The sequence below is a fragment of the Mycobacterium innocens genome, from assembly GCF_900566055.1.
Classification (GTDB): domain Bacteria; phylum Actinomycetota; class Actinomycetes; order Mycobacteriales; family Mycobacteriaceae; genus Mycobacterium; species Mycobacterium innocens.
Genome location: NZ_UPHQ01000159.1, coordinates 12579 through 27093, shown reverse-complemented (window position 1 = coordinate 27093; position 14515 = coordinate 12579). Strand labels below are relative to the sequence as shown.

General features: G+C 68.8%; 12 protein-coding genes. 9 read left to right on the top strand and 3 right to left on the bottom strand.

What is annotated here, in order from left to right:
* Window positions 1–4: 4 nt before the first annotated feature.
* Entirely contained in the window at window positions 5–1090 is a 1086-nt protein-coding gene (gene idsA2, locus EET03_RS15640; RefSeq protein WP_208649062.1) for a bifunctional (2E,6E)-farnesyl/geranyl diphosphate synthase, read from the bottom strand.
* 246 nt (window positions 1091–1336) lie between these two features.
* On the opposite strand from idsA2, the gene EET03_RS15635 reads away from it, so the two are divergent.
* Window positions 1337–2233, top strand: a complete 897-nt coding sequence (locus EET03_RS15635; protein WP_075544350.1) for a mycobacterial-type methylenetetrahydrofolate reductase — start codon at window positions 1337–1339, stop codon at window positions 2231–2233.
* 50 nt (window positions 2234–2283) lie between these two features.
* On the opposite strand, the gene lppM is transcribed toward EET03_RS15635, so the two are convergent.
* Window positions 2284–2970: a lipoprotein LppM gene (lppM, locus tag EET03_RS15630; RefSeq protein ID WP_099193579.1), complete on the bottom strand. Its 687-nt coding sequence runs from the start codon at window positions 2968–2970 to the stop codon at window positions 2284–2286.
* Window positions 2971–3067: 97 nt separating this feature from the next.
* On the bottom strand, window positions 3068–3706 hold the full coding sequence (locus tag EET03_RS15625; RefSeq protein ID WP_075544401.1) for a GNAT family N-acetyltransferase: 639 nt from the start codon (window positions 3704–3706) through the stop codon (window positions 3068–3070).
* 298 nt (window positions 3707–4004) lie between these two features.
* On the opposite strand from EET03_RS15625, the gene EET03_RS15620 reads away from it, so the two are divergent.
* From EET03_RS15620 to mraY, 8 genes are all read left to right on the top strand, one after another.
* A complete protein-coding gene (locus tag EET03_RS15620) occupies window positions 4005–4409 on the top strand; it encodes a DUF3040 domain-containing protein (protein ID WP_063470515.1) in 405 nt (134 codons plus the stop codon).
* A gap of 380 nt (window positions 4410–4789) precedes the next feature.
* On the top strand, window positions 4790–5221 hold the full coding sequence (gene mraZ / locus EET03_RS15615) for a division/cell wall cluster transcriptional repressor MraZ (RefSeq protein ID WP_063470516.1): 432 nt from the start codon (window positions 4790–4792) through the stop codon (window positions 5219–5221).
* Window position 5222: 1 nt separating this feature from the next.
* Window positions 5223–6401, top strand: a complete 1179-nt coding sequence (gene rsmH, locus EET03_RS15610) for a 16S rRNA (cytosine(1402)-N(4))-methyltransferase RsmH (protein WP_099193578.1) — start codon at window positions 5223–5225, stop codon at window positions 6399–6401.
* Window positions 6398–7714: a cell division protein FtsL gene (gene ftsL / locus EET03_RS15605; protein WP_099193577.1), complete on the top strand. Its 1317-nt coding sequence runs from the start codon at window positions 6398–6400 to the stop codon at window positions 7712–7714. Before rsmH ends, ftsL begins: the two co-directional genes overlap by 4 nt.
* Window positions 7715–7902: 188 nt before the next feature.
* Window positions 7903–9780, top strand: coding sequence for a peptidoglycan D,D-transpeptidase FtsI family protein (locus EET03_RS15600; RefSeq protein WP_244232383.1), 1878 nt, complete (start codon window positions 7903–7905; stop codon window positions 9778–9780).
* Between the two features lie 518 nt (window positions 9781–10298).
* Window positions 10299–11885, top strand: a complete 1587-nt coding sequence (locus EET03_RS15595) for a UDP-N-acetylmuramoyl-L-alanyl-D-glutamate--2,6-diaminopimelate ligase (RefSeq protein WP_075544346.1) — start codon at window positions 10299–10301, stop codon at window positions 11883–11885.
* On the top strand, window positions 11882–13438 hold the full coding sequence (locus EET03_RS15590) for a UDP-N-acetylmuramoyl-tripeptide--D-alanyl-D-alanine ligase (protein WP_099193576.1): 1557 nt from the start codon (window positions 11882–11884) through the stop codon (window positions 13436–13438). The genes EET03_RS15595 and EET03_RS15590 overlap by 4 nt, the downstream gene beginning before the upstream one ends.
* A complete protein-coding gene (gene mraY / locus EET03_RS15585; protein WP_063470523.1) occupies window positions 13435–14514 on the top strand; it encodes a phospho-N-acetylmuramoyl-pentapeptide-transferase in 1080 nt (359 codons plus the stop codon). Before EET03_RS15590 ends, mraY begins: the two co-directional genes overlap by 4 nt.
* Window position 14515 lies beyond the last annotated feature (1 nt).

Here is a 14515-nt window from a genome sequence, read left to right as displayed (position 1 = left end):
CGGTTCAGGCCGACCGGTCCGTGGCCGTCCGGGCCAACTGCGACAATCCGGCCTTGGCTCGTGCGTTGATGGGTGCGGATGCGAGCGTCGCCAGCGCCCGTTGGGTGAGCTCGGTGATCCGATTCTCGGCCGCTGCCAAAGCGCCGACCCCCGCGATGACCTCACGCAGCTCGCGCACCTGCACGTCGGTCAGCTCGGTGCCGATCGAGCTACGCAACAGGCTGGCCTTTCGAGGGTCCGACTTCTCCGCGAGCTCGGCTGCCTCGGCTATCAGCACCGTGCGTTTTCCCGATCTCAGGTCGTCGCCGGACGGCTTGCCGGTCACCGCAGGATCTCCGAACACCCCGAGAACGTCGTCGCGCAGCTGAAACGCCACCCCGAGGTCCGTCCCGAACTGATGAAACGCGGCAGCGACGTCGGGTCTGTCGGCAGCTGCGGCCACCCCCAGTTGCAGCGGCCGCGACACGGTGTAGCAGGCGGTTTTGAAAGTGGCAACCGTCATCGCCGAGGCGATTGAGTTCGCGGCGCTGGCCTCGGCGACGATGTCGAGGTATTGCCCGCCCAGCACCTCGGTGCGGATGCCGGACCATACCCGCCGCACCCGGCGCGCAGCGTCGGGCGGCAGGCTGGTCTGGCCCACCTCGGAAACGATGTCGTCGGCCCAGGCCTGTGCCACGTCGCCGAGCAGTATCGCCGCCGAGATGCCGAACTGGTGCGCCGGGCCGAGCCAGTTGCGCTCCCGGTGCAGCGCGGCGAAATGCACATGGGCCGTCGGCCGGCCGCGACGGGTCGAGGAGGCGTCGATCACGTCGTCGTGTATCAGGGCCCAGGCGTGCAACAGTTCCAGGGCGGAAAACAATCGCAGGATCTCGGGGCCGGGCTCCTCGGTTGTCACGGCGTGCCAGCCCCAGTATGCGAAGACCGGCCGTAGCCGTTTGCCCCCGCGCAGCGCAAAGTCTTCCAGCCAGGCCGTCAAGGCGTCGTAGTCGCTCCCGATATAGGCCGCCTCGCGGCGACGGTCGTGCAGATACCGTCGTAGCTGGTCGGTGATGGCGCCGCCTAAGTCGGTTGCCGATGCTTCGACGCTCAGCGCGGCGCCCCTTTCTGCTCGGCACGTCCCTGGCCCGACAGTGTATTCGGCCCCGGCGCCGTGGGCGGGTATTGCCTCCCTCGGGCGGCCATCTGTATTCGGGCCCGACGCAGTTGCTTCGACTGACTCGCCGAGACGCCCCTATGCTGTCGTGATGGCCCTGTGATGAGGCCCGGGTGGGGGGTGTGCGCGGCGTGGCGCGGTGTGAGCAGTAGTCGTCTGAGGAATCTGAGGAAGAGGTGCCGTGTGACGCTCAATACCATCGCGCTCGAGCTGGTTCCTCCGAACGTGGACGGGGGCCACGAACGGGCACTGGAAGACGCGCACAAATTGCTGCGGTACTCGGCCGAATCGGGCCTCGACGGCCGAATCCGCCACGTGATGATCCCGGGGATGATCGCCGAGGACGACGATCGGCCGGTCCCGATGCAGCCCAAGCTCGACGTCCTGGACTTCTGGTCGATCATCAGACCGGAGCTGCCGTCGATCAGCGGCCTGTGCACGCAGGTCACCGCCTTCATGGACGAGTCGTCGCTGCGTGAGAGGCTCGCCGAGCTGTGTGCCGCCGGGATGGAGGGCGTCGTGTTCGTCGGGGTGCCGCGCACGATGAACGACGGCGAAGGCTCCGGCATCGCGCCGACCGACGCGTTGTCGATCTACCGGGAGCTGGTGGCCAACCGTGGTGTGATCGTGATTCCCACCCGAGACGGCGAGCAGGGTCGGCTCAATTTCAAATGCAATCAGGGCGCGACCTATGGCATGACGCAGTTGTTGTATTCCGACGCGATCGTGGCGTTCCTGACCGAGTTCGCCGCGGCCACCGACCACCGACCCGAGATCCTGCTGTCGTTCGGGTTCGTCCCCAAGGTCGAGGCTCGCGCCGGCTTGATCAACTGGTTGATCCAGGACCCTGGCAACGCGGCCGTGGCCGAGGAGCAGGAGTTCGTCAAGAAGCTGGCCGGCAGCGAACCCGCCCAGAAGCGCCGATTGATGGTTGACCTCTATCAACGCGTGCTAGACGGTGTCGTGGACCTCGGCTTTCCGCTGAGCATCCATTTCGAGGCGACCTACGGCCTTTCCGCGCCGGCTTTCGAGACCTTCGCCGAGATGCTGGACTACTGGGCGCCCGACAAGCAGGGCTAACCGTGGGGCTAACCGAGGATTAACCGAGCCCGGTGAGCGACCCGACCCGGTTACTTCGGCGGCTGGTCGCCCGCGGCCGTGAGCCGGGGGGAGCGGTCCCGGCTGATCCAGGCCAGCAGTGCCACCACGCCCGCGGCCAGCAACGACCCGATGCCCAGCCAGATGCCGGCCGCGGTGAATGACCGGGTGTTGGGATCGGTATAGCGGGCCTGAGCGTTCATGGTGCTCACCACGCCCGGTTTGAGCTTCCACTGCACCACCTCGGGCTCGATGCGGTCACCGTTGGTGGAGGTCACGGTTCCGGGAAAGGCGACGGTCAGCTCGACGTCGGCGTCGGCGTCGGTGAGTGAGGTCAGATCTACCCGGCCCTCCAGAATCACCAGGTTGCCGTTGCGCCGCAGCGACAGGTTCACCCCGGCCGCGTCGGAGTTCATGTTGGCCAGCTGCGGCAACTCGGCGAACGTCACATCGGAAAACACCGCCTGCGACCCCACGTAGCCGTCGCTGTCGTAGTTGGAGACAGCCACTTTCTGGCTGAATGCCAGGTTGTTGCTGTCGAGTTGAGGGCCGGCGTCTTTGTTGTTCTTCGGTTTTGCCGCGGCGATGATCTCACCGGACACCAGGTCGTCGGGTGAGATGGTGATCGATGCTCGGACCCGCAGGCATCCGGTGGCCAGGGGCACCAGCATCAACAGCATCGCGATGGCCAGCATGCGGCGCCGTCGGGTCCCGGTCACGTGAGATTTGCGGGCTGAGAGCGAGGGAGAGCTGGCGCGCACCAGGTCATCGTGCCAGACCCGGCGTGCCGCTTGGGCAAGCCGTCCGGAGTCGGGCCTACAGCGGTAGCGCGCGGCCCAGGACCGCGAACGCGCGGGGGTCGCCGGCGAAGTAGTAGCCGCGGATGATGTCGGTGAAGCCCAGCCGCCGGTACAACCGCCACGCCCGGTTGGCCTCGCCATTGGTCTCCGGAGTGGACAGTAGGACGTGGTCCTCCTGCCGACCGGCGAGTAGCCGGCGGACCAGTGCCTCGCCGAGGCCATGGCCCTGGGCGCGCGGCTGGATATGCAATTCGGTCAACTCGAAATAGCTACTCATCACCCGCGAGATCGCCTGCGGCGGAAAACCACTGCGCTGCAGCCCGAGGACCACTTGCTGCTGCCACCACTGCCCGGGGGCGCCGGGGTAGCCGTACGCGACGCCCACCATCGGTGCGCTGCTCAGATCGCCGGCCGCCGACGCCCGGCTGTCCGGATCGGCTCCCACGATTCCGGACGGATCGGCCCCGCCCGGGTCCGCTACGTCGACGGCGGCGACAGCCTTCCAGCCCGGCCGGCGGATGTGCTCCTGCCATATTGCGGCGCGCTGGTTCTCGGTGCCTCTGGGGTAGCGCATCGCGTCGACATAGACGGTCAGGGCCTCCCTGAGGCGGCGCTCCATCTCGCTCGGGGCCAGATCGATGAGGAATATCGCCAACTGCCCTCCTCGCGGTGATCCGCTGCGGTGCCTCAACACCAGTATCGGACCACTGCCGCCGCGGTTGGCCGAGCGGTCGACACGCGCACCGGTAAGAAGCGATATGGAATTTGTGACCGGTTGCACCGCATGGGGTGTCGGGCGCATTCGTGCGCCGGGGTGCGGCCGGGATAGAATCGCCGGCGAATCAGTGGTACGGCTGGGATTGACCTCGTATCATCTGAGTTAGTTGCCCCCACAACGGGCATCCGCGTTGCTACCGGTAGTTACGTGACAGTCTGTCGGCAAGGAGGGACGAATGCCACTCTCCGATCATGAGCAGCGGATGCTTGAGCAGATCGAGAGCGCGCTCTACGCCGAAGACCCTAAGTTCGCGTCGAGTGTCCGTGGTGGGGGCTTCCGCGCACCCACGGCACGGCGGCGCTTGCAGGGTGCGGCGTTGTTCGTCATCGGCCTGGCCATGCTGGTTTCCGGGGTGGCATTCAAGGCCACGATGATCGGAAGCTTCCCGGTCCTCAGTGTCTTCGGTTTTGTGGTGATGTTCGGCGGCGTGGTCTATGCCATCACCGCGCCGCGGTTGCCGGGGCGGCTGGATCACTCTCGGCCAGCGTCCGGGGGGGCCCGCCAGCGTCGCAGTAAAGGCGCCGGAGGCTCATTCACCAGCCGGATGGAGGATCGGTTCCGGCGCCGCTTCGACGAGTAGGCGAACGAACGTAGACCTTACGGGGCAGCCACGGGGCTGCCCCGTTTTTCGTGCGCACCCGATGTCCCGCGCCGGAGCCGCCGGTCGCGGGTCACGTCGGGGAATCCACACCGAAACCCAGTCGTGAGCTATTGACCTTAGCAATGCCCCACTGCGCCCCACCTGGCGCCCCATTTCCCATCGCTAGCCCTGAAATGCGGTTTTAGCGTGACCCGAGAGCTGGATGCCGGGGCGCGGGGTGACACGAAAGTGACCTGGCACCGCGGATTCTTGGGGAAACACCGCGGCGACACCGCATCAATGGGGCGAAGTGGGGGATTGTGGGGTATGGTGGCTGAAGTGTTTGGGTGAGCGAGCGGCTCTAGGTGGGAGGTGGCCTAGTGTTTCTCGGCACCTACACGCCCAAACTCGACGACAAGGGGCGGCTGACGCTGCCGGCAAGGTTTCGCGACGCGTTGGCAGGGGGGTTGATGGTCACCAAAAGCCAAGATCACAGCCTCGCCGTCTACCCGAGAGCAGAGTTCGAGCAGCTGGCGCGCCGGGCGAGCAAGGCGCCGCGAAGCAACCCCGAAGCACGGGCGTTCCTGCGCAACCTTGCCGCCGGCACCGACGAGCAGCACCCCGACGGCCAGGGCCGGATCACGCTGTCGGCCGACCATCGCCGCTACGCGGGTCTTTCCAAGGACTGCGTGGTGATCGGCGCGGTCGACTACCTCGAGATCTGGGATGCCCAGGCTTGGCACGACTACCAGCAACTCCATGAAGAGAACTTCTCCGCGGCCAGCGATGAAGCACTCGGCGACATCTTCTGAGGTGCGTGTCCGTGCACCGTGGTCTCTGCCCGAACCGACCCTGGCGTACTTCCCCGACGCCAGGTTCGCGACTTCGGACAGGGACCTCGGTGCAGGGACGCCACGGTGGCCAGACTGGTGGACAGGCCGGTATTGCCCCACCCGGGGAGGTGTCACGGTGGCTGATGGCCCAAGGGATTTCGGTCATGTGCCCGTCCTGGCGCGCCGCTGTGTCGAGCTGCTCGCTCCGGCGCTGACCCGGCACCACCCGGACGGCTCCGGGGCGATTCTGGTCGACGCGACCCTCGGCGCGGGCGGGCACGCAGAACGGTTTTTGCGCGAGTTGCCGGGCCTGCGGCTCATCGGGCTGGATCGCGACCCGAGCGCCCTGGACATTGCCCGGGATCGGTTGGCGTCCTTCGCCGAGCGGATCACACTGATACGCACCCGCTACGACGGTCTCGCACCGGCACTGGCCGAGTTAGGTTATGGCGCAGTCGAATCGGTCGACGGGGTGCTGTTCGATCTGGGCGTCTCTTCCATGCAGCTCGACCGTGCCGAGCGCGGCTTCGCCTATGCCAAGGATGCTCCGCTGGACATGCGGATGGACCCGGACACACCGCTGACCGCGGCCGACATCGTCAACACCTACGACGAGGCCGCGCTGGCCGATATCCTGCTGCGCTACGGTGAGGAGCGGTTTGCCCGCCGCATCGCCGGGCGTATCGTCCGGCAGCGCGCACACACGCCGTTCACGTCGACCTCCGAGCTGGTTGCTGTTGTCTACCAGGCGATTCCGGCTGCGGCCCGGCGCACCGGCGGGCATCCGGCCAAGCGCACCTTCCAGGCTCTGCGCATCGCGGTCAACGAAGAGCTGGACTCGCTGCGCGGCGCCGTTCCCGCTGCGATGGCCGCACTCCGGGTCGGCGGACGCATCGTGGTGATGGCCTACCAGTCGCTGGAGGACCGGATCGTCAAGCGGGTGTTCGCCGACGCGGTCGCGTCCAGAACACCGATCGGGCTTCCGGTCGAGCTTCCCGGCCACGGACCGCGGTTTCGGTCGCTGACCCACGGCGCCGAACGCGCGGATGCGGCCGAAATGGAACGCAATCCACGCAGCGCCGCGGTGCGGCTGCGGGCGTTGCAACGTATTGACCATGAGGCGGAACCGCAGCACGCGACCGGGAAGGGCGATTCATGACGGCGAAGCGCGAAGCTCGGGTGCCGGGGAACCGCCGCGGTAGCGATCGTCGCGGCGGAGGCGATCGTTCCGCTGCCACCAACCGGCACCCGGCAGCCGACTCGGCGTCGCGTCGCTCCCGGGCGGGCAAGACCACGGCGCCGCACCGCGAGGCGCGGATGCCGAAGTCGGGACCGCAGACCAGTCCGATGCCCCGGCCCGTCGACCGTCCGGCCCGGCCCAAGAACACCAGTCAGGCCAAAGCTCGGGCCAAGGCCCGAAAAGCCAAGGCGCCCAAGGTAGTGCGACCCAAATTGAGCGAGCGGTTGGCCGTCCGGCTGGCATCGGTCGACCTGCGCCCCCGCACCTTGCTGAGCAAGGTCCCGTTTGTGGTCTTGGTGATCGGGTCGCTCGGCGTCGGGCTGGCGCTGACTTTGTGGCTGTCGACCGATGCCGCCGAGCGTTCGTATCAGCTAAGCCACGCTCGGGAGCGGACGCGGATCTTGCAGCAGCAAAAGGAGGCGCTGGAGCGCGATGTTCGTGAGGCCGGGTCTGCGCCGGCACTGGCAGAGGCGGCCCGCAAGCAGGGCATGATTCCGACCAGGGACACCGCCCACTTGGTTCAGGCGCCCGACGGCAATTGGGTGGTGGTGGGAACCCCCAAGCCTGCTGACGGTGTTCCGCCGCCCCCGCTGAACACGAAACTGCCGGAAGAAGGTCCGCCGCCGCCTCCGAAACCGCCGGTGGTTCCCCCGGAGGTTCCGGTTCGGGTCCTGCCGGGCCCCGGTGACCAGACCCCGCCTGCCCGGTCCGGCCCGCAGTTGCTGCCCCGCACTCCCGACGGCGCATCGACGCTGGGCGCCGACAGCAACCACCTGCCGGGCCAGCTGCCGGGAGTGCCGGGATCGGTTGCGGTACCGGGCCAGGCGCCGGGCGTGCCGGGATCGGTTGCGGTACCGGGCCAGGCGCCGGGAGTGCCGGGATCGGTTGCGGTACCGGGCCAGGCGCCGGGCGTGCCGGGACAGCTCCCGCTGCAGCTTCAGCCGCCGGCACCCGTCGGCTCGGCGCCCGCCGCGCCGGTGCAGCTGCCCGGTCAAGTGCCGGCCCCGGTACCAGCTGAGGTACCGATACCACTGCAATCGGGCACCGCGGCGCCGGTGCTCGGCGTACCGCCGGCACCTGCGGCCCCCATGACTCCGGTAGCTCCGGCAGCGCCCGCGCCCCCGGTCAGCGTGCATGCACCGCAGCCGATTCCACCACCGGCGCCGTCCAACGGCGAACAGTTCGTCCCGGTGACTCCCACGGTCCCGGCGGCGCCCGGGGGGCCGCGGTGAGCCGCGGCGGGCGCATTCGCCCGGCGCCATCGACGGGTGGTCCGCGCAAACGGCGGCAGTCCCAGGACCAGCGGCAGCCGAAGCGGTCCAAGAAGCCTACCAAGAAGCTCAGTGATCACCGGGTCAACGAGACCCCGGCGCCCAACCGGCTCCGGAAAGCCAAGGAAGCCAATAAAACCCGCGTCGCGGTGCGCGCCGAAACAGCCCCACCCGGCCGGCCGGCGGGGCAACGGCGGACCCGTCAGGCAGTGGAAGTGGCGACCCGCGGTGCGTCGTTTGTCTTCCGGCATCGGGCCGGCAACGCGGTGATTATCGCGTTGATGATGGTCGCCGCGACCCAGCTGTTCTACCTGCAGGTGTCCAATGCCGCGGACCTGCGCGCCCAGGCGGCCGGCCAGCTCAAGGTCACCGACGTCGAACCGGCGGTTCGCGGCGCCATCGTCGACCGGCACAACGACCGGCTGGCGTTCACCATCCAGGCGCGTGCGTTGACCTTCCAGCCCAAGAGGGTCCGCCAGCAGCTGGAGGAGGCCAAGAAGAAGTCCCGCGCTGCCCCGGACCCGCAGCAGCGGCTCAAGGACATCGCCAGGGAGATCGCGGGCAAGCTGAACAACAAGCCCGACGCCGCAACGCTGCTGAAGAAGCTGCAGAGCAGTGATGCGTTCGTGTATCTGGCACGTGCCGTCGATCCCGCGATCGCCGGCGCCATCTCCGAGAAGTATCCCGAGGTGGGCTCCGAGCGCCAGGATCTGCGCCAGTACCCCGGTGGATCGCTGGCCGCCAACATCGTGGGCGGGATCGATTGGGATGGCCACGGTCTGCTGGGTCTGGAGGACTCCATGGATGCCGTGCTGGCCGGAACCGACGGCTCGGTCACCTACGACCGCGGATCGGACGGCGTGGTCATCCCCGGCAGCTACCGCAACCGGCACAAGGCGGTTCACGGTTCCACCGTCCAACTCACGCTCGACAACGACATCCAGTTCTACGTGCAGCAGCAGGTGCAGCAGGCCAGGAACCTGTCCGGGGCCCACAACGTCTCAGCCGTGGTACTGGATGCCAAGACCGGCGAAGTGCTCGCCATGGCCAACGACAACACCTTCGACCCGTCCCAGGACATCGGGCGCCAGGGCGACAAGCAGTTGGGCAACCCGGCCGTATCGTCACCCTTCGAACCGGGATCGGTGAACAAGGTGATCACCGCGTCGTCGGTCATCGAGTACGGGCTGTCCGACCCCGACGAGGTGCTGCAGGTACCGGGCACGATCGAGATGGGCGGGGTCAGCGTGCACGACGCCTGGGAGCACGGCGTGATGCCCTATACCACGACCGGCGTGTTCGGAAAGTCGTCCAACGTCGGCACGCTGATGCTGGCGCAGCGCGTCGGCCCGGAACGCTTTTACGACATGGTTCGCAAGTTCGGGCTGGGTCAGCGCACCGGCGTCGGCCTGCCCGGTGAGAGCGCCGGGCTGGTGCCGCCGATCGACCAGTGGTCGGGCAGCACCTTCTCGAATCTTCCTATCGGCCAAGGTCTTTCGATGACACTGTTGCAGATGGCCGGCATGTATCAGGCGATCGCCAACGACGGTGTGCGGATACCTCCTCGGATGATCAAGGCGACCATCGCAGCCGACGGCACCCGCACCGAGGAACCGCGTCCCGACGGCGTCCGGGTGGTGTCGGCGCAGACGGCCCAGACCGTGCGCCAGATGTTGCGCGCCGTCGTACAGCACGACCCGATGGGCTACCAGCAGGGCACCGGCCCGGCGGCGGCGGTGCCCGGTTACCAGATGGCCGGCAAGACCGGGACCGCACAGCAGATCAACCCCGCCTGTGGCTGCTACTTCGACAACGTCTACTGGATCACCTTCGCCGGGATGGCCACTGTCGACAATCCCCGTTACGTGATCGGGCTGATGATGGACAACCCGGAGCGCAACGCCGACGGTAGCCCGGGCCACTCGGCGGCCCCGCTGTTCCACAACATCGCCGGCTGGCTGATGCAACGCGAAAACGTGCCGCTCTCACCAGACCCGGGGCCGCCGCTGGTCTTGCAGGCCACCTGAGGCCACCCCGGGGGTCCGCGCGGGCGGCGGTGGCGGCGGCAACGGCGGCAATGCCCTGCTGTGGGAGCCGGCGGTGCCGCCGGCTGGTTGTTTGTGGCGCACCGGCGGTGCCGGTGGCCGGGGCGGTGCGGGCGTCCCGGCCGGCGCCGACGGGACCAGCGGGCGCGGCGGGCTGCTCTAGGGCGCGCTCGGCGAGCAAGGCTGATCCAAAGGCCCACCGGCCGGCACTTGCGGTGCGGTCGAGAGGGTTCCGGCGGGTTGGTGTCCGGCAATGGGAGGTCGGGAGGCATCGGCGGGTGCCGGATCCGGCGGCTGTGGGATGCCCGCCGGGCACGGCTGATCCCGGGTGCGTCTCCGCGGCTGCACTGACCTGGCATCACCGCGATCGACGCGAGCCGGGCGGCTGCCGCCGTCCAGCGCAGGCGCGGCTCCACATGGTGAGCGGGTGCGTCTAGGTAGGGTGTCAACGCCGACCATGGCGATCTCTCAACATCTGCGATCGGACGGAGGTGGTGCCAATGGCGGAGTCGATGTCCAAAGGGTTACGCCCTCGTACCGTCGCGGGGGTGAAGCTGGCTGTACTGGCGGCGCAGACGGGCGCGGTACCAGACGCCACCGCGGATTACCCCGAAACCTTCCGGGATGTGCAAGTCACCGGCGTGACACTGCGTGCCCAGGACGTCCAGCCCGGCGACTTGTTCGCCGCCCTGCCCGGCTCGACCACACACGGCGCCCGTCATGCCGTCGATGCCATCGAGCGCGGGGCGGTCGCGGTGCTCACCGACGCCGACGGGGTCGCCGCGATGGGTGCCCACGCGGCGACCGTGCCGGTCTTGGTGCATCCGGCACCGCGCAGCGTGCTCGGGGGGCTGGCCGCCACCGTGTACGGCCGCCCGTCCGAGCAGCTCACGGTCGTCGGCATCACCGGAACGTCGGGCAAGACCACCACCACCTATCTGGTGGAGGCCGGTTTACGGGCCGGCGGTCGGGTCGCCGGGCTGATCGGCACCATCGGCATCCGCATCGACGGCGCCGACATCCCGAGTGCGCTGACCACACCGGAGGCCCCCGCCTTACAGGCCATGCTTGCGGAAATGTCCGAACGCGGCGTGGACACCGTGGTCATGGAGGTGTCTAGCCACGCGCTGGCCCTGGGCCGGGTGGACGGCACCCGCTTCGCCGTTGGCGGCTTCACCAACTTGTCGCGTGACCATCTGGACTTTCACCCCACCATGGAGGACTACTTCGAGGCCAAGGCGTTGCTGTTCGACCCGGCCTCGACGCGGCGCGCCGGCACCGTCGTGGTGTGCGTCGATGACGACGCCGGGCGCGCGATTGCCGAGCGGGCCGGGAATGCGATCACCGTGAGTGCGCGCGATCGGGCCGCGCACTGGTGCGCCGTCGACGTCGTGCCGATGGGCGCCGCCGGACAGGAATTCACCGCCGTTGACCCGGCCGGCGTCCAGCACCGGGTGCGCATCGGCTTGCCGGGCAACTACAACATCGCCAATTGCCTTCTCGCACTGGCGATTTTGGACAGTATCGGGGTCTCGCCGGAACAGGCTGCGCCGGGACTGCGGCAGGCCCGGGTCCCCGGACGCCTGGAACAGGTGGACCGCGGCCAGGATTTCCTGGCTCTCGTCGACTACGCGCACAAGCCGGGGGCCTTGCGGGCGGTGTTGACCACGCTGACGAGCCCGGACCGTCGGCTGGCGGTGGTGTTCGGCGCCGGTGGCGAGCGTGACCCGGGAAAGCGCGCCCCGATGGGTGCCGTCGCCGCGGAGCTGGCCGACCTGGTCGTCGTTACCGACGACAACCCGCGCGGCGAGGACCCCGCGGCGATCCGCCGGGAGATCCTGGCCGGGGCCGCGGCGGCTGGTGGCACTGCCGAGGTGGTCGAGGTCGCTGACCGACGGGACGCGATCCGGCACGCGGTCGCCTGGGCCGGCCCCGGGGACGTGGTCCTGGTCGCCGGCAAGGGCCATGAAACCGGCCAGCGCGGCGCCGGGGAGGTCCGCCCGTTCGACGACCGGGTGGAACTAGCCGAGGCGTTGACCGCGCGCGAGGCCGGCGGGCTTCCCAGACCCGGGCAGACACGCCCATGATCGACCTGACCGTGGCTCAGATCGCCGACATCGTCGGCGGCACGCTGGCCGATATCTCGCCGCAGGACGCCGCACAACGCCGCGTCACCGGGACCGTCGAGTTCGACTCGCGCGCGGTCGGCCCCGGCGGATTGTTCCTGGCGCTGCCCGGCGCCCATGTTGACGGACACGACTATGCGGCGTCGGCGGCAGCGGCCGGGGCGGTCGCCGTGCTGGCCGCCCGGCCGGTCGGTGTTCCGGCCATCGTGGTGGCCCCGGAGCGGTCCCCGGCCGAGGGCGCGCTGGCCGGAGTGCTAGAGCACGACGCCGACGGGTCGGGCGCGGCCGTCCTGGCCGCGCTGGCGAAACTGGCCAAGGCGGTGGCCGCGGAACTGGTCGCCGGCGGGCTGACCATCATCGGGATCACCGGTTCGTCGGGCAAGACGTCGACCAAGGATCTGGTGGCCGCGGTGCTGGAGCCGTTGGGTGTGGTGGTTGCCCCGCCCGGATCCTTCAACAACGAGCTGGGTCATCCCTGGACCGTGCTGCGCGCCGGCCGCGACACCGACTACCTGGTCCTGGAGATGTCGGCCCGCCACCCCGGCAACATCGCCGCGCTGGCCGAGATCGCGACCCCGGCCGTCGGGGTGGTGCTCAACGTCGGCACCGCACACCTGGGCGAATTCGGCTCCCGCGAGGCCATAGCGCGAACGAAATCGGAACTGCCGCAAGCTGTTCCGCAATCCGGGGTGGTCATCCTCAATGCTGACGACCCGGCCGTGGCGGCGATGGCCGAGGTGACCGCGGCGCGGGTGGTGCGGGTCAGTCGCGGCAGCACTGGCGATGTATGGGCCGGCCCGGTGTCGCTGGACGAGCTGGCCAGGCCGCAGTTCACCGTGCACGCCGGTGCTACCCAGGCCGAAGTCCGGCTGGGCGTCTACGGCGACCATCAAGTCGCCAATGCGTTGTGCGCGGCCGCCGTCGCGCTGGAATGCGGTGCCACCCTCGATCAGGTGGCAACCGCGCTTGGCGGCGCCGGTCCGGTGTCGCGGCATCGGATGCAGGTGACCACCCGCGCGGACGGGGTGACGGTCATCGACGACGCCTATAACGCCAACCCCGACTCCATGCGGGCCGGTCTGCAGGCGCTGGCCTGGATCGCCCACGGCGGCTCCGGCACCGGGTCCGACCTCCCCGTCAAGAGGCGCAGCTGGGCGGTTTTGGGTGAGATGGCTGAACTCGGCGCGGACGCCATTGCCGAGCATGACCGCGTCGGCCGGCTCGCGGTGCGTTTAGATGTGTCTCGACTCGTTGTCGTGGGAACCGGGAGGTCGCTGAGCGCCATGCACCACGGAGCGGTCCTGGAAGGGGCGTGGGGAGCTGGGGCTGATAGAGGGGCCGTCAACGTCGCCGACGCCGACGCCGCGCTGGAACTGTTGCGCGCCGAAGTCCAACCCGGGGATGTGATCCTGGTCAAGGCGTCGAACTCGGCAGGCTTGGGAGCCCTGGCCGACGCGTTGGTCTCGGACGGCCCAGCTGGGGGCGCCGGCAACCGCGGGAGCGCACACCCATGAGACAGATCCTGATCGCCGTCGCCATCGCGCTGGCGGTTTCCATCCTGCTCACCCCGGCGCTGATCCGGCTGTTCACCAAACAGGGCTTCGGTCACCACACCCGCGACGACGGCCCACCCAGCCACCACAGCAAACGCGGCACGCCGTCGATGGGCGGTGTGGCGATTCTGGCCGGCGTCTGGGCGGGCTACTTCGGAACCCACCTCGCCGGTCTGGCGTTCGACGGCGAAGGCATCTCCGCGTCGGGTTTGCTGGTGCTGGGCCTGGCCACCGCGCTCGGGGGGGTCGGATTCCTCGACGACATGATCAAGATCCGCAGGTCACGCAACCTCGGGCTGAACAAGACCGCCAAGACCGTGGGGCAGATCACCTCCGCCGTGCTGTTCGCGGTGCTGGTGCTGCAGTTCCGCAATCCGGCCGGCATCACGCCGGGCAGCGCACAGCTGTCCTACGTGCGTGAGATCGCCACGGTCACGCTGGCTCCGGCACTGTTCGTGCTGTTCTGCGTGGTCGTCGTCAGCGCCTGGTCGAATGCGGTCAACTTCACCGACGGCCTGGACGGGCTGGCCGCCGGCTGCATGGCGATGGTCACCGGCGCCTACGTGCTGATCACCTTCTGGCAATACCGCAACGCATGCGTCACCGCGCCCGGGTTGGGCTGCTACAACGTGCGGGACCCGCTGGATCTGGCGCTCATCGCCGCCGCGACCGCCGGCGCCTGCATCGGCTTTTTGTGGTGGAACGCCGCACCCGCGAAGATCTTTATGGGCGACACCGGCTCCCTGGCCTTGGGCGGTGTCATCGCCGGGCTCTCGGTCACCAGCCGCACCGAGCTGCTGGCGGTGGTGCTGGGCTCGCTGTTCGTCGCCGAGATCACGTCGGTGGTGCTGCAGATACTGGCTTTCCGCACGACCGGGCGCCGGGTATTCCGGATGGCGCCCTTCCACCACCATTTCGAGTTGGTCGGCTGGGCCGAAACCACGGTGATCATCCGTTTCTGGCTGCTCACCGCCATCAGCAGTGGTTTGGGTGTGGCCTTGTTCTACGGTGAATATCTGGCTGCGATCGGTGCCTGAC